Here is a 21,937-nt window from a genome sequence, read left to right as displayed (position 1 = left end):
TGGGCAGGGGGTAGCGTCGATGGCCGCGGCCGATCCATGAATGCCGCTCATACAGGCAGGTGGGAGCCCTGATGGCCGACGGAACCGCGAGGACCGACGGAACCGCGAGGACCGACGACATCGCCCCGCGCGAACTGCGCGTCCTGGTGGCCGTCGGCCGCGAGCGCGGCTTCTCGGCCGCCGCCGTCGCCCTCGGGATGACCCAGTCCGCCGTCTCGCACTCGGTGCGTACCACCGAACGCAAGCTGGGTGCCGTCCTCTTCGACCGGGGGCGGACCGGCGCCACTCCGACGGCGGCCGGTGAGCGGGCCCTCGCGCACGCCCGGCGCGTGCTCCGGCTCCTCGATGTGATGGCCGCCGAGGTGCGCGGCGCGGCGCAGGACGGTGCGTCGGGCACCCTCGCCGGGCCGCTGCGGATCGCGGCCTTCCGTAGTGCGGCGCTGCATCTGCTGCCGCGTGCCCTGGGGCGGTTGACGGCGCGGCACCCCGAGATCGTGCCGGAGGTGCGGATCGTGCGGGAGATCGGGCGCGGCACGGCGGGCGAAGTCCTCGACGGGCGGGCGGACCTGGGGATCGCGACCCTCGGGACCACCTCGCCCGTGCCGCCGGAGCTGGTCGGGGGCGTACTGGTGGAGGAGGGGTATGCGCTGGTGCATCCGGCCGGGCACCCGGCGCCGCGCTCGCTGCCGCTGGTCGACTGGACGGAGAACTGCACCTCGTACACCCGGGAATGGTGGGCCGGGCAGGAGTGGCTGCCGCCGGCGACGGTGCAGGCCGAGGACGACGGAGCGGTGCTCTCGATGGTGAGCACCGGTTACGGCATGGCCGTGATGCCGGAACTCTCGCTGGTCGGAGCACCGTCCACGGTCGAGATCACCGATCTCGGACCGGAGCGCCCGACACGTTCGGTGGGGTACGTCACCACCCCCGAACTGGCCTCGTCCCTCGCCGTACGGGCGCTCATCCGCGAGCTGCGGGCCGTCGCCGGGTGACTTCCCGTCCACCCTCGGTCCCACGCCGTCTCAGATAGTAGGAAGTCCGAGTAATTGTGGAGACAGATGCGGCGGCCTGCCCTAGCTTTGTAGAAGCCGAACGTCTCGCTACATCAGCGAATGGCGGTCGAGAGCGCGACGCCCCTGTGCAGGCAACCCCTGCGGCGGCGCTCCCCGCCCCTGCCGGCACCTTCGATCACCACTGATCTCCGCACTTTCGGATCATCACTGATCTCAAGGAGTCGATCCCTCATGGCATCTCAGACCACCCGCCGTGTCCGCCACTCCGCCGGCCGTTCCAGCGACGAGGCTCGCCAGAACGCCGCCGCCGCCCTCCAGCGCGCCCTCGACCGCCGTGACAACGGCGGCTCCACCGGCCACTGACGTCCCCCGTTCGGACTGTCCGTTCGTCCACATGATGGACGGAACGTGTCAGACGATGGGACGAAGAGTAGGGTGCCGACATGTCTCACAGCATCAATCTCGCAGTCATTCCCGGCGACGGCATCGGCCAGGAGGTCGTGGCCGAGGGTCTCAAGATCCTCTCGGCCGTCCTTCCCCAGGACGTGAAGCTGGAGACCGAGGAGTACGACTTCGGCGCCAAGCGCTACCACGCCACCGGTGAGACCCTCACCGACGCCGATCTCGACTCCCTCAAGAAGCACGACGCCATCCTGCTCGGCGCCATCGGCGACCCGTCGGTGCCGTCCGGTGTCCTGGAGCGCGGCTTCCTGCTGAAGCTCCGCTTCGCCTTCGACCACCACGTGAACCTGCGTCCCTCGAAGCTGCTCCCCGGCGTCGCCACCCCGCTCGCCGGGCAGCCCGAGATCGACTTCGTCGTGGTCCGCGAGGGCACCGAGGGCCCGTACACCGGCAACGGCGGCACCATCCGCAAGGGCACCCCGCACGAGGTCGCCACCGAGGTCTCGGTCAACACCGCGTTCGGTGTCGAGCGTGTCGTCCGGGACGCCTTCGCCCGCGCCCAGGCCCGCCCGCGCAAGAAGCTCACGCTGGTCCACAAGAACAACGTGCTGACCTTCGCCGGTCACCTGTGGACGAACATCTTCACCAAGGTCGCGGCCGAGTTCCCCGAGGTCACTACCGACTACCTGCACGTCGACGCCGCGACGATCTTCCTCGTCACCGACCCGGCCCGCTTCGACGTCATCGTCACCGACAACCTCTTCGGCGACATCATCACCGACCTCGCGGCGGCCGTCTCCGGCGGCATCGGCGTCGCCGCCTCGGGCAACATCAACCCGAGCGGCGAGTTCCCGTCCATGTTCGAGCCGGTCCACGGCTCCGCGCCGGACATCGCGGGCCAGGGCAAGGCCGACCCCACGGCCACCGTCCTCTCCGTCGCCCTCCTGCTGCGCCACCTCGGCTACGAGGCCGAGGCCGTCCGGGTCGAGAAGGCCGTCGCCGCCGACCTCACGGAGCGGGGCGCTGCCGTCCGTACGACGGCCGAGATCGGCGACGCGCTCGCCGCGCGAGTAGCGAGCTGACCCGCGCAGCCGACTGACATCTGACAGCAGCCGCCGGGTCGCACCTGCACCCGGCGGCTGTACCTGTGCGGCCGAAGGGTGCCACCATCGAACCCTGGACCGCGTTCACCCGTTTCCTCCACCGGTCCCCGCGAGCGATAATCGAACGTGGGGCCGCGGCATGCGGGCATGCTCGGACGTCCAAGCAGTCATGGACATCAGCCGATGACTGAGGCGTGAGCGCGGTCCGACACACACAACCGGTGAAGGACACGCACTCATGACGACGCCCACGATCGAGCTCAAGCCCTCCTCCAGCCCGCTGTCCGACGCGGAGCGCGAGGCGATCCTGGCCAACCCGGGATTCGGCCGCCACTTCACCGACCACATGGTCACCATCCGGTGGACCGAGGGTCGAGGCTGGCACGACGGCCAGCTCGTGCCGTACGGCCCGCTGCACCTGGACCCGGCGACGAACGTCCTGCACTACGCGCAGGAGATCTTCGAGGGCCTGAAGGCCTACCGCCGCCCCGACGGCTCCGTCGCCAGCTTCCGCCCGGACGCCAACGCCCGCCGCTTCCAGGCCTCCGCCCGCCGTCTGGCCATGCCGGAGCTGCCCGTCGAGACGTTCGTCGAGGCCTGTGACCTGCTCGTCCGGCAGGACAAGGCGTGGGTTCCGGCGCACGGCGGCGAGGCCTCGCTCTACCTGCGCCCGTTCATGATCGCGACCGAGGTGGGCCTGGGCGTCCGCCCGGCCAACGAGTACCTCTTCGTCGTCATCGCCTCGCCGGCCGGCCCGTACTTCCCCGGTGGCGTGAAGCCCGTCTCCATCTGGCTCTCCGAGAACCGCGTCCGCGCCGTCCCCGGCGGCGTCGGCGACGCCAAGACCGGCGGCAACTACGCGGCCTCCCTGCTCGCGCAGGCCGAGGCGGCGGAGAAGGGCTGCGACCAGGTCGCCTACCTCGACGCCGTGGAGCACAAGTGGGTCGAGGAACTCGGCGGCATGAACCTGTACTTCGTGTACGGCGACAAGCTCGTCACCCCGACCCTCACCGGTTCGCTCCTCGCCGGCATCACCCGTGACTCGCTGCTCAAGCTGGCGGCGGACCTCGGTCTGAAGCCGGAGGAGGGCCGCGTCTCCATCGACCAGTGGCAGGCCGACTCCGCGAACGGCACCCTCACCGAGGTCTTCGCCTGCGGCACCGCCGCCGTGATCACCCCGGTCGGCACGGTCAAGTCCGAGCGGGGCGAGTGGCAGCAGTCGGGCGGCGAGCCCGGCGAGGTCACGATGAAGCTGCGCGACGCGCTGCTCGCCGTCCAGACCGGCAAGGCCGAGGACGCCCACGGCTGGATGCACGAGCTCGGCTAGTCGCTACTCCACTTCCGCGAGGGCCTCGGAGACGGCAGGAACCGTCTCGGGGGCCCTCGTCGGCGTCAGTACGGCGTACAGCGCGCCGCCCACCAGCCCCGACAGCATGAAGCTGCAGTCGATCCCGCCCGTCAGGGCGAGCAGCGGCCCCTCGTAGAGCGGCGTCGACACCCCGGCCAGGCCGACCGCCGCGCCGATCGCCCAGGAGGCGGTGGCGCGCGGGTGCCAGCCCGCCGAGAACCAGTAGATCCCGCCGCGCGAGCGGCGGTTGTAGACCTGGAGGGCCTCCGGGTCGTACGTCCCCCCGCAGCGCGCGTGCCCGATCAGGGTGATCACGGCCCACGGGGTGCCGATCGCGGTGAGCAGCAGGACGAACGAGGTCATCGCCGTCTGGGCGTCCGAGGCGAAGTGGCCCAGGAACACGAAGGCCGTCGCCACCGCCGCGACGACGAGTGTGGCGCGCGCCCGGGTGGCCCTGGGCAGGATCGCGTCGAGGTCGAGCCCCATCGAGTACAGCATCAGCCCGGCGTTGCCGACGGACCCGGCCGTGGCCGCGAGCAGCAGCGGCACCAGGTACCAGGCGGGGGAGGCGGCGACGAGCGGCCCCGCGTAGTCGAGGGCACCGCGGGACGCGAGAGCGGTGAACGTGCCGAAGAGCTGGGGGATCAGGAGGCCGACGAGCAGGCCGAGGCAGGTGGCGCGCCAGACCTTCTTCGCGCCGTGCCGTTCGGGTGAGACGTACCGGGTGTAGTCGCCGAGCAGGGTGATGAAGGCGACGGGCCCGCTGAGCCCGGCGGCGACCGCGGAGAGCAGCCAGGTCGGCCAGAACGAGCCGAGCAGGTACGGGGTCTCCGGTACGGCGGCCGCCGTGAAGTCCCCGGCGTACGCGACCAGGCCGAGCGCGAGGAGCACGGTCATGCCGACCGCGAGGGCCTTGCTCAGCGCGAGCAGGAGCCGGTAGCCGTAGACCGCGGCGACGACCGTGCCGGCGGCGAGCAGGGCGTAGACGACGGCGTGCGAGGCGCCGCCGGTCGGCAGGCCCGTCAGCCGGGCCAGCGTCCCCACGATGACGTCCCCGCCGATCCACAGCGTCAGCGCGGTGTAGCCGAGCGACAGCAGCAGTCCGACCACCGAGCCGACGAGCCGGCCGCGGACGCCGAAGAAGGCGCCGGAGGAGGTGGAGAGGTTGGTGGCGGTACGGAGGGAGACGAGCGCGAGCGGGGCGGTGACGGCGACGCCGACGACGGTCCCGGCGACCACCGAGGTGACCGAGCCCCAGAGGTCGAGGCCGAAGGAGACGGGGAGCCAGCCGAAGACGATCACGCCCAGACACAGGTTGGAGCCGAGCAGGATCGAGAAGAGATCACGGGGGCCGCTGGTGCGTTCGGCCTCGGGGACGGTGTCGACTCCGCGCTGTTCTATCGGCATGAGGACTCCTGGGGGCCTGGGGGACGGGAACGGGCTCACTTTTAGAGTGACGCTCAATGTGACTTACGTCGTCGGCCACGTCAATGCTTGGCTCCCGGCGTCTCAACATTTAGAGTGGCGCTCAAACAGGAGGTGTTTCGGACGTGCGACTGACCCCCACGGAACGCGACCGGCTGCTGCTCTTCGGCGCCGCCGAGCTCGCCCGTGCCCGCCGGGCCCGGGGCCTGCGGCTCAATGTCCCCGAGGCGACCGCGCTCATCGCGGACACCGTCTGCGAGGCGGCCCGCGACGGCAAGCGACTCGCCGAGGCGATCGCCCAGGCCCGCTCGGTCCTCGGCCCCGACGACGTCCTCCCCGGCGTCGCCGACGTGGTCACCGAGGTCCATGTGGAGGCCGTCTTCGACGACGGTTCCCGGCTCGCGGTCGTCTCCGACCCGATCGGCGGAGGACGGCTGGGGGCGGAGGCGCCGGGCGCCCTGCTGCCCGGCCCCGAGCACCCGGAGCCCGCGCCCGCGGTCACCGTCCACGTACGGAACACGGCGACCGTGCCCGTGAGCGTCACCTCCCACTTCCACTTCTTCGAGGCCAACCCCCGCCTCGACTTCGACCGGGCCGCCTCCTACGGCATGCGGCTCGCCATCCCGGCCGGCGCCTCCTTCCGCTTCGACCCGGGCGGCGAGGCCGAGGTCGGCCTCGTGCCGATCGGCGGCGCGCGCGTCGCCATCGGCTTCGCGGGCCTGGTCGACGGCCCGCTGGACGCGCCCGGCGCGAAGGAAGAAGCCCTGCGCAGGGCGCGGGCGTGCGGCTACCTGGGAATCGAGGGCAACTGATGGACCCGTACGAGTACGCCTCCGTACACGGCCCCCGGGCCGGCGACCGCGTCGTCCTGGGCGACTCCGGGCTCGTCGTCCGCGTCGAGTCCGACTCCCAGAAGCACGGCGACGAGTTCCTCGCCGGATTCGGCAAGACCGCCCGCGACGGCCTCCACCTCAAGGCCGCCGCCGTCCGCGAGACCTGCGACGTCGTCATCAGCAACGTCCTCGTCATCGACGCCGTGCAGGGCATCCGCAAGGTGTCCATCGGCATCCGCGAGGGCCGGATCCACGCCATCGGCCGGGCCGGCAACCCCGACACCCTCGACGGCGTCGACGTCGTCGTCGGCACCGGCACCTCGATCGTCTCCGGCGAGGGCCTCATCGCCACCGCCGGAGCCGTCGACACCCACGTCCACCTGCTCTCCCCCCGGATCATGGAGGCCTCGCTCGCGAGCGGCGTCACCACGATCATCGGCCAGGAGTTCGGCCCCGTCTGGGGCGTCGGCGTCAACTCGCCCTGGGCGCTGCGCCACGCCTTCAACGCCTTCGACGCCTGGCCGGTGAACATCGGCTTCCTGGCCCGCGGCTCGTCCTCGGACCCGGCGCCGCTCGTGGAGGCGCTGGCGGAGGGCGGGGCGTCCGGCTTCAAGGTGCACGAGGACATGGGCGCCCACACCCGGGCCCTCGACACCGCCCTGCGGGTCGCCGAGGAGCACGACGTCCAGGTCGCCCTGCACAGCGACGGCCTCAACGAATGCCTTTCGGTGGAGGACACCCTCCGCGTCCTGGACGGCCGGACCATCCACGCCTTCCACATCGAGGGCTGCGGCGGCGGACACGTCCCCAACGTCCTGAAGATGGCGGGCGTGCCGAACGTCATCGGCTCCTCCACCAACCCCACCCTGCCCTTCGGCCGCGACGCGGTCGCCGAGCACTACGGGATGATCGTCTCCGTCCACGACCTGAAGACCGACCTCCCGGGCGACGCCGCCATGGCGCGCGACCGGATCCGGGCCGGGACGATGGGCGCGGAGGACGTCCTGCACGACCTCGGCGCGATCGGGATCACCTCATCCGACGCGCAGGGGATGGGAAGGGCCGGCGAGACCGTACGCCGGACCTTCGCCATGGCCGGGAAGATGAAGGCCGAGCTGGGCCCGCTGGAGGGCGACGGCGCGCACGACGACAACGCGCGCGTCCTGCGGTACATGGCCAAGCTCACCATCAACCCGGCGATCGCCCACGGCCTCGCACACGAGATCGGCTCGATCGAGGTCGGCAAGCTGGCCGACATCGTGCTGTGGCGGCCGGAGTTCTTCGGAGCCAAGCCGCAGATGGTGCTGAAGTCCGGCTTCCCCGCGTGGGGGGTCGTGGGCGATCCGAACGCCGCCACGGACACCTGTGAACCGCTCGTCCTCGGACCGCTGTTCGGCGCGCACGGCGCCACGGCCGCCGACCTCTCCGTCGCGTTCGTGGCGCGGGCCGCCGTCGACCTCGGCTCCGACGCGCTGCCGACCCGCCGCCGCCGCGTCCCCGTGCGCGGCACGCGCGGCATCGGCCCCGCGGACCTGGTCTTCAACTCCCGTACCGGAGACGTGCAGGTCGACGGCGATACGGGCCTCGTCTCGCTCGACGGCTCCCCGATCCGCTCCGAAGCGGCCGAGTCCGTCTCCCTCAACCGCCTCTACTTCCTCTAGGACTCTTCGATGACGTTCCGTATGCCCGCCGAGTGGATGCCGCACGAGCGCACCTGGATGGCCTGGCCCAGCACCAACCCCACCTTCACCAACGAGGAGGAGCTCGCCGAGGCGCGCGCCGCCTGGGCGTCCGTGGCCCGGGCCGTACGCGGCTACGAGCCGGTGACGATGGTCGTCGCCCCCGGCGACACGGAGTCGGCCGCCGAACTCCTCGGCCCGGAGATCGAGCTGGTCGAGCGCGACCTCGACGACGCCTGGATGCGGGACATCGGCCCGACCTTCGTCACGAACGGCACCGAACTGGCGGCCGTGGACTGGGTGTTCAACGGCTGGGGCGCCCAGGACTGGGCCCGCTGGGAGCACGACTCCAAGATCGCCCGCCATGTCGCGGACGCCGCCGGGATCCCCGTACTCTCCTCCCCGCTGGTCAACGAGGGCGGCGCGATCCACGTCGACGGCGAGGGCACGGTCCTGCTGACCGACACCGTCCAGCTCGGCTCGGGCCGCAATCCGGAGTGGACCCGCGCACAGGTCGAGGCCGAGATCCACGCCAAGCTCGGCACCACGAAGGCCATCTGGCTCCCGCACGGCCTCAGCGGCGACTACGGCCTGTACGGCACCCAGGGCCACGTCGACATCGTCGCCGCCTTCGCCCGCCCCGGCACGATCCTCGTCCACAGCCAGCAGGACCCGGCCCACCCGGACTACGAGCGCTCGCGGATGTACGTGAGCATCCTCCGCGGTCAGACGGACGCGCAGGGCCGCCCCCTGGAGGTCGTGGAGATCCCGGCCCCCACCGTCCTCAAGGACGAGGAGGGCGACTGGGTCGACTACTCCTACATCAACCACTACCTGTGCAACGACGGCGTGGTCCTGTGCGCCTTCGACGACCCGCACGACGAACTCGCCGCCGAGATCTTCCGCCGGCTCTTCCCGGACCGCACGGTGACCCTGGTCGACGCACGGGCGATCTTCGCGGGCGGCGGCGGCATCCACTGCATCACGCAGCAGCAGCCCCGCGTGTAGTCCGCACCGTGGCGGCCAGCGCCAGGACGCTCAGGGCGAACATCACGATGCCCAGGGGGACGTGGACCGACGGCACGTGCATGACGCCGAGCACCACCTGCGCCGAGGCGAGCACGAGGAAGCCGGTGGCGTACAGGGCCGGGCGAGGGGAGCCCCCGCCCCGCCGCCACGCCAGTATCGCGGCCACGAGGTACAGCATCGACGCGCCGTACATCACCTTCGAGCCGGCGTCGTGCAGCGTCGTGCCGAGGGACCCGGACAGCAGCATGCCGGCGGTGACCGCCTGGAAGAACAGGGCCAGGGTCTGCAGGGCGACCGCGACCTGCGAGAACGTGAACCTGCCCGGTGCCGGAGTCGTCTGTACGGCCATGATGTGGTCCCTTCTTCTGCCTCGCGGCGGTGGATCGGTACTCTCTCGACAGTCCGACGACGCAGCCCCGCGAAATGTGAGGCGAGGTGTCGGACCCACGGGGGAACAGGGAGCGGTCGGCACCATGAGCACACAGCCCGAGGTGGAACCGGACGCCGTCGTCGGCGAGCGGCGCCACCTCACCAACCTCGCCTACCGGCTGCTCGGTTCACTGGCCGAGGCCGAGGACGCCGTACAGGAGACGTACACCCGCTGGTACGCGATGTCGCGGCGGGAGCAGGCGGCCATCGCGTCGCCCGGCGCCTGGCTGACGACCGTGGCCGGCCGCATCTGCCTCGACGTGCTCGGCTCGGCGCGGGCCCGGCGCGAGCGCTATGTCGGGGCGTGGATACCCGAGCCGCTGCCCGACCGCGCGGAGTGGGCGGGCGGGGGCGACCCGGCCGACCGGATCACCCTGGACGAGTCGGTGAGCATGGCCTTCCTCGTCGTCCTGGAGTCGATGACGCCGGCCGAGCGCGTGGCGTTCGTCCTCCACGACGTCTTCCGCTACCCCTTCGCGGAGATCGCCGAGATCATCGGGCGGACGCCCGCCGCCTGCCGCCAGCTGGCGACCTCGGCCCGTCGGCGCGTCGGCGCCGCGCGGGTCCCGGCGGCGCCGACGGCTCCTTCGCCGGGGCAGGCCGGTCTGGTGCGGCACTTCAAGGAGGCGTGGGAGGCCCGGGACATCGAGGCCCTCGTCGGCCTCCTCGACCCCGACGCCGCGATGGTCTCCGACGGCGGCGGCCTGGTCGGCACCGTCCTGCACCCGGTCGAGGGCGCCGAGCAGATCGCCGCGTACCTGATCCACATCGCCGACAAGGCCCCGGGGCTGAGGCTCCTGGAGCGGACGGTCAACGGCCTGCCCGGGCTCGTCGCCCAGCACACCGGGGTGACCGTGACCGTGGCCGCGTTCGAGCTCGACGGCGACCGCGTCACCCGCATCTGGGCGGTCCGCAACCCGGAGAAGCTCCGCGCGTGGACCGGGAGCCGACCCGACAGGGCCCGGACCGGCCCCGACGGGGCCATCCTGTAGAACATACGGGTGAGTCAGAGCAGCGACCCGACCCCACCCCCTCCCCGCCGCCGCAACCAGGCCGCCCCGCCCCGCGAGGACGTGCTCGCCGCGGCGATGGACACCATCGCCGAGCGCGGGCTCGACGGGCTCACCATGGCCGGGCTCGGGCGGCAGGTCGGGATGAGCAGCGGGCACCTGCTCTACTACTTCCGCACCAAGGACGAGCTGCTGCTCCAGACCCTGGAGTGGAGCGAGGGGCGGCTCGGCGCCGCGCGGAGCGCGCTGCTCGCCCGGCCCGGGACCGCGCGCGAGCGGCTCGACGGGTACGTCGACGTGTACGTGCCCAAGGGCCCGCGCGACCCGCACTGGACCCTGTGGCTGGAGGTCTGGAACCGCTCGCCGAACGCCGACGACGACGCCCGCGCCCGGCAGGCCGCCATCGAGTGGGCCTGGCACCGGGACCTGGTCGCGATCCTCGCCGAAGGGGTCTCGCGGGGGGAGTTCCGGGCGGTCGACCCGGACCGGTTCGCCACCCGTACGAGGGCTTTGCTCGACGGCTTCAGTGTGCATGTGGCCGTCGGGATCCCGGGCACGGGCCGGGAGCAAGTCCTCGCCCACGTACGGGAGTTCATCGAGCAGGACCTGCTGCCGCGACCGTAACGCACGCAAGTACACAGGATCGTTGTGCGCTACAGCCTTGTTGGGCGTGCGTGACCTCCGGCACGGTTCCGGTCCATGGGACGAGAGCACTGGAAGAAGATCTGGGTCGGCTCCGCCGGCAACATGGTCGAATGGTTCGACTGGTTCGTGTACGCGAGCTTCGCCACCTACTTCGCGGGATCCTTCTTCCCCGAGGGGAACGACACCGCGAAACTCATGAACACCGCCGGCATCTTCGCCGTCGGCTTCTTCATGCGGCCCGTCGGCGGCTGGCTCCTCGGCCGGGTCGGCGACCGCAAGGGCCGCAAGGCGGCGCTCACCCTCACCGTCACCCTCATGTCCGCCTCGGCGCTCCTGATCGCCGTGGCCCCCACCTACGCCGTCGCCGGCTACGGCGGCGCGGCGGTCCTCCTGATCGCCCGCCTCCTCCAGGGGCTCTCCGTCGGCGGCGAGTACGCCGCCAGCGCCACCTACCTCACGGAGGCCTCCGCGCCGGAGCACCGCGGCTTCGCCTCCAGCTTCCAGTACGTGTCGATGACCGCGGGCCAGGTCCTCGGCCTCGGCCTGCTGATCGTGCTCCAGCAGACGATGTCCAGCGAGGCCCTGCACAGCTGGGGCTGGCGCATCCCGTTCGTCATCGGCGCCCTCGGTGCGGCCGTCGTCTTCTACCTGCGCCGCACGATGCTGGAGACGGACGTGTACGAGGAGAGCGCGGGCGACGGGGTGGCCGCCGGCGAGCAGGGCACCCTCAAGGCGCTCTGGGGGCACCGGCGCGAGGCCTTCCTCGTCGTCGCCCTCACCATGGGCGGGACCGTGGCCTACTACACGTACACCACGTACCTCACCAAGTACCTCTCCAACTCCGCAGGGCTGCCCAAGCAGACCGCGACCCTGGTCTCCTTCTGCGCCCTCATCGTCTTCGCCTGCCTCCAGCCGCTGGCCGGCGCGCTGTCCGACCGGATCGGCCGCCGCCCGCTCCTCATCACCTTCGCGATCGGCTCCACCCTCCTCAGCGTGCCGATCCTGGCGATGCTCAAGCACGCGGGCTCCTTCTGGCCGGCCCTCGGCCTCTCCCTGCTCGCGCTGCTCGTCGTCACCGGCTACACCTCCATCAACGCCTGTGTGAAGGCCGAGCTCTTCCCGACCGGCATCCGTGCCCTCGGCGTCGCCCTCCCGTACGCCGTCGCCAACGCCCTCTTCGGCGGCACCGCCGAGTACGTGGCGCTGTGGTTCAAGAACGCGGGGATCGAGTCCGGCTTCTCCTGGTACGTGGCGGGCTGCGCGGCCGTCTCGCTGGTCGTCTATCTCGTCATGCGGGAGACCCGCGACATCGACCTGGGCCGGGTCGGCGCCTCCGGCTCCGGCGGCCCCGGCACCCTGCCCGGCCAGAAACGAGATCAGCTGCCCGTATCGTGAGACCGCCGTCCCGGCGGCCCCACACCTGTGTCAGACTTCCGGCGTGCTTGCTACCACGATGATTATCGGCAGCAGCGCGCCGGTCCGCAGTGGCCACTGATTCCGCGGCACATCCCCCGCGGCAGTGGACACCGTGCCTCAGACCCGCGCGCAGACCTCTCGCACCCGCGAGGGGTTTTTTCGTTTTCCGGCCCCACCCACGCCGGAAGCGGACAGCGCGTGAGAATGGGGGCAAGTGGATCCAGACCTTCCGGAGCCACATCCGACAGGAGCCATCACAGTCATGACCACGGAGAACGGCGAGAGCCCGCGCCTCGACGACCGCCATGTCGACGACAGCTTCCACGTCTTCGACACCACGCTGCGCGACGGAGCGCAGCGGGAGGGCATCAACCTCACCGTCGCCGACAAGCTGACCATCGCGCGCCACCTCGACGACTTCGGCGTGGGCTTCATCGAGGGCGGCTGGCCCGGCGCCAACCCGCGCGACACGGAGTTCTTCGCCCGCGCCCGCCAGGAGATCGCGTTCAAGAACGCGCAGCTCGTGGCCTTCGGCGCGACCCGCCGGGCCGGCGGCAACGCCGCCGAGGACCCGCAGGTCAAGGCGCTGCTCGACTCCGGCGCCCCGGTGATCACCCTCGTCGCCAAGTCCCACGACCGGCACGTCGAGCTCGCCCTGCGCACCACCCTCGACGAGAACCTGGAGATGGTCCGCGACACCGTCTCCTACCTGACCGCCCAGGGCCGCCGCGTCTTCGTCGACTGCGAGCACTTCTTCGACGGCTACAAGGCCAACCCCGACTACGCCAAGGCCGTGGTCCGCGCCGCGCACGAGTCCGGCGCCGACGTCGTCATCCTCTGCGACACCAACGGCGGCATGCTCCCTGCCCAGATCCAGGCCGTGGTCTCCACCGTCCTCGCCGACACCGGCGCCCGCCTCGGCATCCACGCCCAGGACGACACCGGCTGCGCCGTCGCCAACACCCTCGCCGCCGTCGACGCGGGCGCCACCCACGTGCAGTGCACCGCCAACGGCTACGGCGAGCGGGTCGGCAACGCCAACCTCTTCCCCGTCGTCGCGGCCCTGGAGCTCAAGTACGGCAAGAAGGTCCTCCCCGAGGGCGCCCTCGCCGAGATGACCCGGATCTCGCACGCCATCGCCGAGGTCGTCAACCTCACGCCCTCCACGCACCAGCCGTACGTCGGCGTCTCCGCCTTCGCGCACAAGGCCGGGCTCCACGCCTCCGCCATCAAGGTCGACCCCGACCTCTACCAGCACATCGACCCCGAGCTCGTCGGCAACACCATGCGGATGCTCGTCTCCGACATGGCCGGCCGCGCCTCGATCGAGCTCAAGGGCAAGGAGCTCGGCGTCGACCTGGGCGACGACCGCGCGCTCGTCGCCCGCGTCGTCGAGCGGGTCAAGGAGCGCGAGCTCCAGGGCTACACGTACGAGGCCGCCGACGCCTCCTTCGAGCTGCTGCTCCGCGAGGAGGCCGAGGGCCGGGCCCGCCGCTACTTCCGTACGGAGTCCTGGCGCGCGATCGTCGAGGACCGCCCCGACGGCATCCACGCCAACGAGGCCACCGTGAAGCTCTGGGCCAAGGGCGAGCGGATCGTCGCCACCGCCGAGGGCAACGGCCCGGTCAACGCCCTCGACCTGGCGATGCGGGTGGCCCTGGAGCGGATCTACCCGCAGCTCGCCAAGTTCGAGCTGGTCGACTACAAGGTCCGCATCCTGGAGGGCCGCCACGGCACCGAGTCCACGACCCGGGTCCTGATCACGACCAGCGACGGCAACGGCGAGTGGGCCACGGTCGGCGTCGGCGAGAACGTGATCGCGGCCTCCTGGCAGGCCCTGGAGGACGCCTTCACGTACGGGCTGCTGCGGGCCGGGATCGACCCCGCCGAGTAGACCGGACCGACCCCGCCGAGCAGACCGGGCCGTCCACCTGGCAAACCGAATCGGCCACCTATGTCTTGTTTGGGGCCATTCGGGTAACTTCGATACATGAGGACCAGGTCGCTTTCCGCACTGTCGGCCCTCGCCGGGCTGATACTCCTGCTGCTCCTGGCCCTGGCCCCCTCCGTGGGCGCCAGGGCCGCGGGGATACCCGACGCGGCCGCCGCCCTGAAGCAGGGCCCGGTGTACGTCGACCCGGGCGCCGCCGACCAGCTCTCGCAGGCCGACGCGGACGCCCTCGCCCAGAAGATCAAGGACGCGGACAAGCCGCTCTTCATGGCCGTCCTGCCGGCGACCGCCGAGTACCCGCCGGAGGACCTCTTCCAGATCCTGCGCACCCAGACCGGCGTCAGCGGCCTGTACGCGATCCGCCTCGGCGACGGCTTCGACGCGAAGGCCGACGCCTCCGTCATCTCGGAGCGGGCCGTGCAGAACCTCGTCACCTCCGTCCGCCAGCCCGGCGTCGACGCGGCCACCGAGCTCAACAACTTCGCCGACCAGGCCCTCCCCACCATCCGCGGCTCCGCCCCCTCCACCTGGGGCGCCGTCGGCGCTGACTCCGGGGTCCCCGTCGCCGGACTCGTCACCCTCGGCGCGGTCGTCGCCGTGAGCGGCGGAGCCGCCTACGCCGTCGTCCGCCGCAAGAGGCTCCGCAAGGAGGCCGAGGAGCGGGCGGCCCTCGACAAGCTGCGGGTCGTCGTCGACGAGGACATCACCGCCTTCGGCGAGGAGCTCGAACGCCTCGACTTCCACCCCGCCGAGCCCGGCGCCGACGACGCCAAGCGAGACGACTACGAACGCGCCCTCGACTCGTACGACAAAGCCAAGTCCCTGATGGGCTCCGCGGCTCACCCGCACGACGTCCGCCCGGTCACCCAGGCCCTGGACGACGGCCGCTTCTCCCTCGCCCTCCTGGCCGCCCGCCGCGAGTCCCGCCCGCTGCCCGAGCGGCGGCCCCCCTGCTTCTTCGACCCGCGCCACGGGCTCTCCACCGAGGACCGTGAGTGGAGGCCCGCCGGCAGCGCCGCCCGCCAGGTCCCGGTCTGCGCCGCCGACGCCGCGCGCCTCGACGACGGGCTCGACCCCCTCGCCCGCACGGTCGACACGGACTCGGGCCGCCGCCCCTACTGGGAGGCGGGCCCCGCCTACGGCCCCTGGGCCGGCGGCTACTTCGGCGGCGGCCTCCTCCCCGGCCTCCTCGTGGGCACCATGCTCGGCTCCGCGCTCGCCACCCCGGCGTACGCCTCCGAGTACGGCGGCGGCGAATTCGAGGGCGGCGACTTCTCCGGTGGCGACTTCTCCAGCGGCGACTTCTCCGGCGGCGACTTCGGCTCGGGTGGCGGCTTCGGCGGCGGCGACTTCGGCGGAGGCGGCGGATTCGACGGCGGCGGCGGGTTCTGACCGCAGCTTCTGCGGGCCCGGCGGCCCCCACGCGTTGAACGCGTTGAGTAAACGTGCTCGCACGAACGGTGATCGGTGACAGTGCTCGCGGCGGCGCGGCCCGCGCCGCCGCGAACACACCGAAAGGTCGCACCACCGTGCCGAACAGCACCACCGCACCGCTGGACGTCGACGGTCTGATCTGCGTCGAACCCCCCTACTTCGCCCTCCGCGACCTGCGCAGGGAGGCACCCGGCGAGGTCACCGCCGAGATAGCCGCCGAGGCCGACGGCGGCCGCCAGGCCACCCCCCTCGGCATCTCCGAGATCGGCCGCCACCTCGCGATCGCCGGACTCTGCGCCGCCGCCACCGTCAACCCCCGCGAGGGCCGCCACTTCTACCTGGCCCGCGCCGCCCGGGGCAGCTGGCACGCCCCCGCCACGCCGCAGGGCGCACCCGTCGCCGACGGGCTGACCGGCAGCGCCAGCGCCTTCTTCGCCTCCCCGCGGCGCGCGGCGGCGGCCACTCGTCTCACCGACCGGGACGGCAGCCTGCTCGCCACCCTCGACGTCGAGTACGACGTGCTGGCGCAGCCCGTCTTCGAACGGGTCCTCGGCGACCGGGTCCCCGACGCCCCGGTCACGGTCAACCCGTACTCCCTGCCCATGCCCCTGGAGGGGGTGGAGATCCGGGGCGGGCACGGCACCGCCACACTGACCGTCACCCCCGAGATGTGCCCCGGCCACTTCGCCGGCCACCCGGTGCTCCCAGTCGCCACCCTCTCCGTCGGCATGACCTCGCTCATCGACCACGCCGTCGCCGCGCGCGGCGGGCACCTGCGGTGGCTGCCGGTCAGCTGGTTCCTCAGCGCCGACAAGCTCGTGCACGCGGGGGAGACCGTCGTCTTCGAGGGCGAGGTCACCAGTGCCGCCGAGGATCCGAAGGGAGCCCTGGGGGCTGCCGGCGCCGCCGTCTCGTTCCGCGGCACCGCGCGGGTCGGCTCCGAGACCGTCGCGGATGCCGGTGTCGAGCTCGTCCTCGTCGACGACGGCGCCCACGGGCCGGCGCGCCCCGCACCGCTGCCCGCCTCCCGACCGGCTCCGCACTCCTGACCGTGCGCCCGGCGAGCAGCACGACGCGCCGCCACGCGCGGATCGTTTCGGTCGCGGCGTACCACCCGGTCCGCTCCGTCGGCAACGCCGAACTCATCGACACCTACCGTCTCGACTCCACCGACGCGTGGATCCGCGCCCGCACCGGCATCGGCGCGCGCGGCCTCGCGGCCCCGCACGAGACCCTCGCCCTCATGGGGGCGCACGCGGCCGAACGGGCCGTGCGGCGGGCGGGCCTGGGGGCGGGCGACATCGACTGCGTCCTCGCCGCCACGATGAGCCACCTCGCGGGCGGCACCTCGCTCGCCCGGGAGATCGCCGACCGGCTGGACCCGGCGCCACGCGCGGCCCTGGACGTCTCCGCCGCCTGCGCCGGCTTCGCCACCGGTCTCGAACTGGCCCGCTGCCTCGTCTCCGGAGGCGTGTTCCGCCGCGTCCTGCTCGTCGGGGCCGAGCGGATGTCCGACATCGTCGAGGCCGCCGACCGGACCACCAGCGTCATCTTCGGCGACGGCGCGGGCGCGGTCGTCGTCGAGGGCTCCGGCGAGCCCGGGATCTCCGCCGCCGCGTGGGGCAGCGACGGCACTCAGGGCGACCTCCTCAGCCGGGCGCCCGGCGACCCGCGGCACCCACCGGAGGGCGAGACCCGGCCTCCGTACCTGCGGATGCGGGGTCCCGAGCTGTACCGCTGGGTCATGGCCCACGTGCCGGAGAACGCGCGCCAGGCCCTGAAGCGCGCCGGGATCGCGGCCGGGGAGCTCGACGCCTTCATCCCGCACCAGGCCAACGACCGCATGATCACCGGTCTGGCCAAGGCGCTCGGGCTGCCCCCGACCGTGGCCGTGGCCAGGGACGTGGTCCGGCGCGGCAACACCTCCGCGGCCTCCATCCCGCTGGCCATGGAGTCCCTGCTGGGCGAACGGCCCGAACTCTCCGGCGGGCTCGCCCTCCTGTCGGGGTTCGGGGCCGGCGTCGCCTACGCCGCCCAAGTGGTGAGGCTGCCGTGAGGGGACCATGGACAGGAGGACGGACGCGCATGAGAAGGAGGACAGTGCCGTGACCACTCGACGTACCGGTCATCTGCTGAACGGGCTGCTCGCCGAGGCGCGGTGGAGCGCCGGCGACCTGGCCCGGGCCGTGAACGCCCTCGGCACCCGGCAGGGCATCCCCCTGCGGTACGACCGCTCGGCGGTGGCGCACTGGATGGCGGGCTCCTTCCCCCGCCCGCCGGCGGGCGAACTGGCGGCGCAGGCGCTGAGCCAGCGCCTCGACCGGGTGGTGACGCCCGAGGAGACCGGGCTCGTCAGGGCCGGAGGCGGCGCCGGGTCCGATGTGGCCGCGCCGCCGGCCCGGGCCGACCCCGTGCGGGAGCTGATGGCGCTCTGCCGGAGCGACGCGAGCCCCACCCGCCGCGGCCTGCTCGCCGAGATCGTGTACGACGCGGCCTACGTCCCCCCGCCCGGACGCCGCGGCGGTACGGGCCGGCCGGCGCCCCGCATGACCCACCGGGCGGGCGCCGGAGACGTCGAGCTGATGCGGCGGCTGACCCAGGTCTTCAGCGATCTCGCCGCGTCGCACGGCGGCGGGCACGCTCGGACCGCTCTCGCCGCCTACCTCGGCGACGACGTGGCCAGGGCGCTCCGGTCCACCGCCCCGCCCGGGCTGCGCGCCGAACTGTTCACCAGCGCGGCGCAGTTGACCCATGTCCTGGCCGCGTCGACGGACGACGCGGGGCGGTCGGGGCTCGCCCAGCGCTACTACCGGCTGGCGCTGGGGCTCGCCGCCGAGGCGGAGGACCTGCGGATGCGCGCGATCGTGCTGCGCTCGCTGAGCGCCCAGGCCGCCCGGCTCGGGCACCGGGGGAGCGCGGCGGCCTACGCGGACGAGGCCGTGCGCGCGGCGCGGGCCACCGGGGACGACGTCACCGTCTCCTTCGCGCTGGTCCAGCGCTCGCTCACGTACGCCCTCAAGCGGGAGGAGCGGGCGGCGCGGGCCGACATGGCCGCCGCGGAGCGGCTGCACGACCGGGCCACCGGCCGGCCCGGCCCCTTCACCGCCTATCCGCGGTCGGGCCTCGACTACCAGCGGGCGGAGGTCTTCCACGCCCTGGGGCAGCGGAAGGAGGCGGTGGGGGCGCTGCGTCAGGCCGTCGCCCTGCGTCCGCCGGGGCAGCACCGCGCGCACGCGCTCACCCAGGCGCGGCTCGCCGAGGTCCTGTTCGGCGACGGGGAGACGGAGGAGGCCTTCGGCCACTGGAGTCTCTTCCTCGACCACTACCCGCACATCCGGTCGGCCCGCGCCGAACAGGCCCTCGCCCGCCTGAGCTATGGCCTGAGCACCGTGCCCCACCAGGCCGACGGGGCGGCGCTCAGGGCGCGGGCCAGCGCGATGGCGCGGACCCGGCGCACGTCAGAGGAGTGACAAATGGGGTAAAAGGGATCGTCCATGAGGCAGGGGTATCACGTGGCGCGGCGGGGGCGCGGCAGGCGGGCGCTGGGGGGAGTCGTGCGATTTTATGAGCATCTGAAATGGTCGGAGAACGGCCGGAATTCAGGTCAGACCAGTGGCTTCACCGACATCAGCAGGTGTCGGTGGGCCGGCTCCTCGGCGTCGGTGAGCAGGGCCCGCTGGCCGGGGCCGACGAGATGGAAGCGGACCGCCGGGGCGTCCAGGGAGGTCAGCGCGTCCAGGAGGTAACCGGGGTTGAAGGCGACCGTCATGGAGTCCGTCCCGGTGAGGGTGCCCGGGAGGTGCTGGGAGGCCACGTCGTCCTCGTACCCCGCCTGGAGGTGGACTCCCGAGGCGGTGAAGGTCAGTTGGACCGGACTGTCGCCCTCGGCGACCACCGCCACCCGCTTGACGGCCGCGGTCAGTGTGGCCCGCTCCGTGACCGCCAGGGCGTGGTCGCCGAGGGCGAAGAGCTTGTCGTGGCGGGGGAGCCGGCCGTCGAGCAGTCGGGTGGTGGTGCGCATGCCCGCGCTCTCGAAGCCGATCGAGCCGGCGTCGAGCGCGAGGCGGGCCGGGCCGCCGCCCGCGAGGGAGCGGGCGATCTCGGTCAGCCGGCGGGCCGGGACGACCACGTCGGCGGGCTCGGGCGCCGTGGACGCCTCGAACGCTCCGGACACCCCGGCGGGAGTCCCGGCGTCCGGGTGCCACTCCAGGGTGCGGACCGCGTACCGGTAGCGGTCGGTCGCCGCCACCGTCATCGTCGAACCGTCCAGCGCGAGCCGTATCCCGGTGAGGACAGGCAGGGAGTCGTCCCGGCCGGCCGCCACGGCCACCTGGCCGACCGCCGCGGCGAAGGCGTCCCCGTCCACCAGGCCCCGGACCTCGGGCAGCACGGGTGGGGCCGGGTAGTCGTCGAGCGGCAGCAGGGAGAGGCCGAAGCGGGCGCCGCCCGAGGTCACCGTGAGGCGGGCGCCCTCCACCGCGAGCTCCGCGGGACCGTGCGGCAGCACCTTGCAGATGTCGAGGAGTCGGCGGCCGAGCACCAGGGCCCTGCCCTCGGCGACCGTGTCGGCCTCGACCTCGACGCGGGCGGAGGCCTCGTGGTCGAGGCCGGAGACCCGTAGCCGGCCCTCGGCCGTCTCCAGAAGCAGACCGCCGAGGACGGGCATCGGGGAGCGGGCCGGCAGGACGCGCGCCGCCCAGGCCACGGCGTCGGTCAACACGCTGCTGTCGATACGGAATTCCATGCCGCCGACGCTAGCGACCCCCACTGACATTGATACTCGTAGCGGGTTCCGGGGGCCGTGGCTCTCCCACTGACTGACGCCCTGCTGGGCTGTCTTCGCGTTGTACCGTCCGGCCGCCGGGACCCGTTCTTCATGGCTCCGGCCAGGTGGAACATGACCTGATAGGAGCTTGGTCAGAAGCCCCATCAATGTCCTGTCTGCGCCACCTGGCCGGTGTCACCTCCGGCTAGGAAGGCACCCCCAGCATGACGTCAGCGGGCACGGTGGACATGGATCAGCAGTGGGTGTTCGGCGGCGTGGATTCTCATGCCGACACCATCCACGTCGCGGTCGTCACCGACAACGGCGGTCACGTTGCCGACGCCGAGTTCCCCACCACCACGGCCGGATACACCGCGGCCCTCGCGTTCCTGGGCGCCCATGGGGACGTGATCGCGATCGGCGTGGAAGGCACCGCGTCCTACGGAACCGGCTTCACCCGCGCGGCCCGGGCCACCGGTTTGACCGTGGTCGAGGTCAACCGCCCCGACCGCGCCGAACGCCGCCGCAACGGCAAGTCCGACCCCATCGACGCCTACGCCGCCGCCCGCGCCGCACTGTCCGGACGCGCGTCCAGCGCGCCCAAGGACGACGCCGTCACCGGCATACGTGCCCTCCACAACGCCGCCCGGTCCACGGTCAAAGCCCGCACCGCCGCCATCAACCAGATCGGTCACATCCTGGTCAGTGCCCCCGACGCTATCCGCGACCGCTACCGGGCCCTACGCGGCAAGGTGCTGATCGACACCCTCGCCCGCCAGCGACCCCACGGGGACGCGGTCCATACTGCCGTCCTGACCGCCCTGAAGAGCCTGGCCAGGCGGGTCCAGGCCCTCACCGGCGAGCACGACGAGCTCACAGCCGCACTCGACGGCGTGGTCAGCACCCACAATCCGGGCCTGCGAGCTGCCTACGGCGTCGGTCCCGACACCGCGGCCCAGCTCCTGATCACCGCCGGCGGCAACCCCGACCGCCTCCGCACCGAGGCGTCCTTCGCCGCTCTATGCGGCGTCGCACCCGTGCCGGCCTCCAGTGGCAAGACCAGCCGTCACCGCCTCTCCCGAGGCGGTGACCGGGCCGCCAACGCGGCCCTCTACCGCATATCCCTCGTCCGCATGGCCAGCGACCGGCGCACACGCGAATACGTGGCACGGCAGACCGCGGCCGGCCGGACGAAGAAGGAGATCATCCGTCTCCTCAAGCGGGCCATCGCCCGCGAGGTGTTCCGCTACCTCACCACCACGGTCACCGTCCCCGACATCGCCGACCTACGACCTCTGCGGCGGTCCAAGAACATCACCCTCACCACCGTGGCCGAGCACTTCGGCGTCTGGCCCGCCGTCATCTCCTGCGTCGAACGCGGCACCCGCCGCGACGACTACCTCGCAGGCGCCTACCGCGACTGGCTCATCGCAGCTTGACCCTCTGACGCGGAGG

At 72.5% G+C, this 21,937-nt stretch carries 19 protein-coding genes; 16 read left to right on the top strand and 3 right to left on the bottom strand.

Annotation, left to right across the window (positions count from 1 at the left end; genetic code table 11):
• Window positions 1-71: 71 nt before the first annotated feature.
• From OG357_RS11310 to OG357_RS11295, 4 genes are all read left to right on the top strand, one after another.
• The gene (locus OG357_RS11310) at window positions 72-992 is read left to right on the top strand and encodes a LysR family transcriptional regulator (protein ID WP_329621018.1); all 921 of its coding nucleotides are present in this window, start codon (window positions 72-74) and stop codon (window positions 990-992) included.
• A 252-nt stretch (window positions 993-1,244) separates the two neighbouring features.
• Entirely contained in the window at window positions 1,245-1,376 is a 132-nt protein-coding gene (locus OG357_RS11305) for a hypothetical protein (protein WP_329621017.1), read from the top strand.
• An 80-nt stretch (window positions 1,377-1,456) separates the two neighbouring features.
• On the top strand, window positions 1,457-2,497 hold the full coding sequence (locus OG357_RS11300) for a 3-isopropylmalate dehydrogenase (protein ID WP_317599419.1): 1,041 nt from the start codon (window positions 1,457-1,459) through the stop codon (window positions 2,495-2,497).
• 259 nt (window positions 2,498-2,756) lie between these two features.
• Entirely contained in the window at window positions 2,757-3,845 is a 1,089-nt protein-coding gene (locus tag OG357_RS11295) for a branched-chain amino acid aminotransferase (protein WP_329621016.1), read from the top strand.
• A gap of 3 nt (window positions 3,846-3,848) precedes the next feature.
• Here the strand turns inward: OG357_RS11295 and OG357_RS11290 are convergent, their stop codons facing one another.
• Window positions 3,849-5,273: a cytosine permease gene (locus tag OG357_RS11290; RefSeq protein ID WP_329621015.1), complete on the bottom strand. Its 1,425-nt coding sequence runs from the start codon at window positions 5,271-5,273 to the stop codon at window positions 3,849-3,851.
• 143 nt (window positions 5,274-5,416) lie between these two features.
• Here OG357_RS11290 and ureA point away from each other — a divergent pair, with 143 nt between their 5' ends.
• Genes ureA through OG357_RS11275 form a run of 3 tightly spaced genes read left to right on the top strand, consistent with a single transcriptional unit; the run spans window position 5,417 to window position 8,811 of the window.
• The gene (ureA, locus tag OG357_RS11285) at window positions 5,417-6,103 is read left to right on the top strand and encodes an urease subunit gamma (protein WP_329621014.1); all 687 of its coding nucleotides are present in this window, start codon (window positions 5,417-5,419) and stop codon (window positions 6,101-6,103) included.
• Window positions 6,103-7,785, top strand: a complete 1,683-nt coding sequence (locus OG357_RS11280) for an urease subunit alpha (RefSeq protein ID WP_329621013.1) — start codon at window positions 6,103-6,105, stop codon at window positions 7,783-7,785. Before ureA ends, OG357_RS11280 begins: the two co-directional genes overlap by 1 nt.
• A 9-nt stretch (window positions 7,786-7,794) precedes the next feature.
• Complete coding sequence (locus OG357_RS11275; protein WP_329621012.1) at window positions 7,795-8,811, top strand: agmatine deiminase family protein; 1,017 nt, start codon at window positions 7,795-7,797, stop codon at window positions 8,809-8,811.
• On the opposite strand, the gene OG357_RS11270 is transcribed toward OG357_RS11275, so the two are convergent.
• Complete coding sequence (locus OG357_RS11270) at window positions 8,786-9,181, bottom strand: hypothetical protein (RefSeq protein ID WP_329621011.1); 396 nt, start codon at window positions 9,179-9,181, stop codon at window positions 8,786-8,788. The genes OG357_RS11275 and OG357_RS11270 overlap by 26 nt on opposite strands.
• 124 nt (window positions 9,182-9,305) lie before the next feature.
• On the opposite strand from OG357_RS11270, the gene sigJ reads away from it, so the two are divergent.
• From sigJ to OG357_RS11230, 8 genes are all read left to right on the top strand, one after another.
• Window positions 9,306-10,253, top strand: a complete 948-nt coding sequence (gene sigJ, locus OG357_RS11265) for an RNA polymerase sigma factor SigJ (protein WP_329621010.1) — start codon at window positions 9,306-9,308, stop codon at window positions 10,251-10,253.
• A 96-nt stretch (window positions 10,254-10,349) separates the two neighbouring features.
• Window positions 10,350-10,895 (top strand): TetR/AcrR family transcriptional regulator, encoded by a 546-nt coding sequence (locus OG357_RS11260; RefSeq protein WP_329625563.1) that lies wholly within the window; start codon window positions 10,350-10,352, stop codon window positions 10,893-10,895.
• Between the two features lie 75 nt (window positions 10,896-10,970).
• Window positions 10,971-12,311, top strand: a complete 1,341-nt coding sequence (locus OG357_RS11255; RefSeq protein WP_329621009.1) for an MFS transporter — start codon at window positions 10,971-10,973, stop codon at window positions 12,309-12,311.
• A 283-nt stretch (window positions 12,312-12,594) separates the two neighbouring features.
• Entirely contained in the window at window positions 12,595-14,226 is a 1,632-nt protein-coding gene (cimA, locus tag OG357_RS11250) for a citramalate synthase (RefSeq protein WP_329621008.1), read from the top strand.
• A gap of 96 nt (window positions 14,227-14,322) precedes the next feature.
• A complete protein-coding gene (locus OG357_RS11245) occupies window positions 14,323-15,675 on the top strand; it encodes a hypothetical protein (RefSeq protein WP_329621007.1) in 1,353 nt (450 codons plus the stop codon).
• A 137-nt stretch (window positions 15,676-15,812) separates the two neighbouring features.
• On the top strand, window positions 15,813-16,766 hold the full coding sequence (locus OG357_RS11240) for a hypothetical protein (protein ID WP_329621006.1): 954 nt from the start codon (window positions 15,813-15,815) through the stop codon (window positions 16,764-16,766).
• Between the two features lie 2 nt (window positions 16,767-16,768).
• The gene (locus OG357_RS11235) at window positions 16,769-17,773 is read left to right on the top strand and encodes a beta-ketoacyl-ACP synthase 3 (RefSeq protein WP_329621005.1); all 1,005 of its coding nucleotides are present in this window, start codon (window positions 16,769-16,771) and stop codon (window positions 17,771-17,773) included.
• 49 nt (window positions 17,774-17,822) lie between these two features.
• On the top strand, window positions 17,823-19,187 hold the full coding sequence (locus OG357_RS11230; protein WP_329621004.1) for a hypothetical protein: 1,365 nt from the start codon (window positions 17,823-17,825) through the stop codon (window positions 19,185-19,187).
• Window positions 19,188-19,321: 134 nt separating this feature from the next.
• On the opposite strand, the gene dnaN is transcribed toward OG357_RS11230, so the two are convergent.
• On the bottom strand, window positions 19,322-20,461 hold the full coding sequence (gene dnaN / locus OG357_RS11225; RefSeq protein WP_329621003.1) for a DNA polymerase III subunit beta: 1,140 nt from the start codon (window positions 20,459-20,461) through the stop codon (window positions 19,322-19,324).
• A gap of 245 nt (window positions 20,462-20,706) precedes the next feature.
• Between dnaN and OG357_RS11220 the strand changes: the two genes are divergently transcribed.
• A complete protein-coding gene (locus OG357_RS11220; protein ID WP_329619721.1) occupies window positions 20,707-21,921 on the top strand; it encodes an IS110 family transposase in 1,215 nt (404 codons plus the stop codon).
• Window positions 21,922-21,937 lie beyond the last annotated feature (16 nt).

This window comes from Streptomyces sp. NBC_01255 (assembly GCF_036226445.1).
Lineage (GTDB): Bacteria > Actinomycetota > Actinomycetes > Streptomycetales > Streptomycetaceae > Streptomyces.
Note: the sequence above shows the minus strand (reverse complement) of the source record. Positions and strands in the feature narration are given on the sequence as shown.

What these genes read in the sequence shown, in the direction of transcription:
- OG357_RS11280 (WP_329621013.1), top strand. Translation starts at nt 6,103, where the DNA reads ATGGACCCGTACGAGTACGCCTCCGTACACGGCCCCCGGGCCGGCGAC.
- dnaN (WP_329621003.1), bottom strand. Translation starts at nt 20,461, where the DNA reads ATGGAATTCCGTATCGACAGCAGCGTGTTGACCGACGCCGTGGCCTGG.
- OG357_RS11245 (WP_329621007.1), top strand. Translation starts at nt 14,323, where the DNA reads ATGAGGACCAGGTCGCTTTCCGCACTGTCGGCCCTCGCCGGGCTGATA.
- OG357_RS11300 (WP_317599419.1), top strand. Translation starts at nt 1,457, where the DNA reads ATGTCTCACAGCATCAATCTCGCAGTCATTCCCGGCGACGGCATCGGC.
- OG357_RS11275 (WP_329621012.1), top strand. Translation starts at nt 7,795, where the DNA reads ATGACGTTCCGTATGCCCGCCGAGTGGATGCCGCACGAGCGCACCTGG.
- OG357_RS11255 (WP_329621009.1), top strand. Translation starts at nt 10,971, where the DNA reads ATGGGACGAGAGCACTGGAAGAAGATCTGGGTCGGCTCCGCCGGCAAC.
- OG357_RS11305 (WP_329621017.1), top strand. Translation starts at nt 1,245, where the DNA reads ATGGCATCTCAGACCACCCGCCGTGTCCGCCACTCCGCCGGCCGTTCC.
- OG357_RS11290 (WP_329621015.1), bottom strand. Translation starts at nt 5,273, where the DNA reads ATGCCGATAGAACAGCGCGGAGTCGACACCGTCCCCGAGGCCGAACGC.
- OG357_RS11295 (WP_329621016.1), top strand. Translation starts at nt 2,757, where the DNA reads ATGACGACGCCCACGATCGAGCTCAAGCCCTCCTCCAGCCCGCTGTCC.
- cimA (WP_329621008.1), top strand. Translation starts at nt 12,595, where the DNA reads ATGACCACGGAGAACGGCGAGAGCCCGCGCCTCGACGACCGCCATGTC.
- OG357_RS11260 (WP_329625563.1), top strand. Translation starts at nt 10,350, where the DNA reads ATGGACACCATCGCCGAGCGCGGGCTCGACGGGCTCACCATGGCCGGG.
- OG357_RS11270 (WP_329621011.1), bottom strand. Translation starts at nt 9,181, where the DNA reads ATGGCCGTACAGACGACTCCGGCACCGGGCAGGTTCACGTTCTCGCAG.
- OG357_RS11220 (WP_329619721.1), top strand. Translation starts at nt 20,707, where the DNA reads ATGACGTCAGCGGGCACGGTGGACATGGATCAGCAGTGGGTGTTCGGC.
- OG357_RS11310 (WP_329621018.1), top strand. Translation starts at nt 72, where the DNA reads ATGGCCGACGGAACCGCGAGGACCGACGGAACCGCGAGGACCGACGAC.
- sigJ (WP_329621010.1), top strand. Translation starts at nt 9,306, where the DNA reads ATGAGCACACAGCCCGAGGTGGAACCGGACGCCGTCGTCGGCGAGCGG.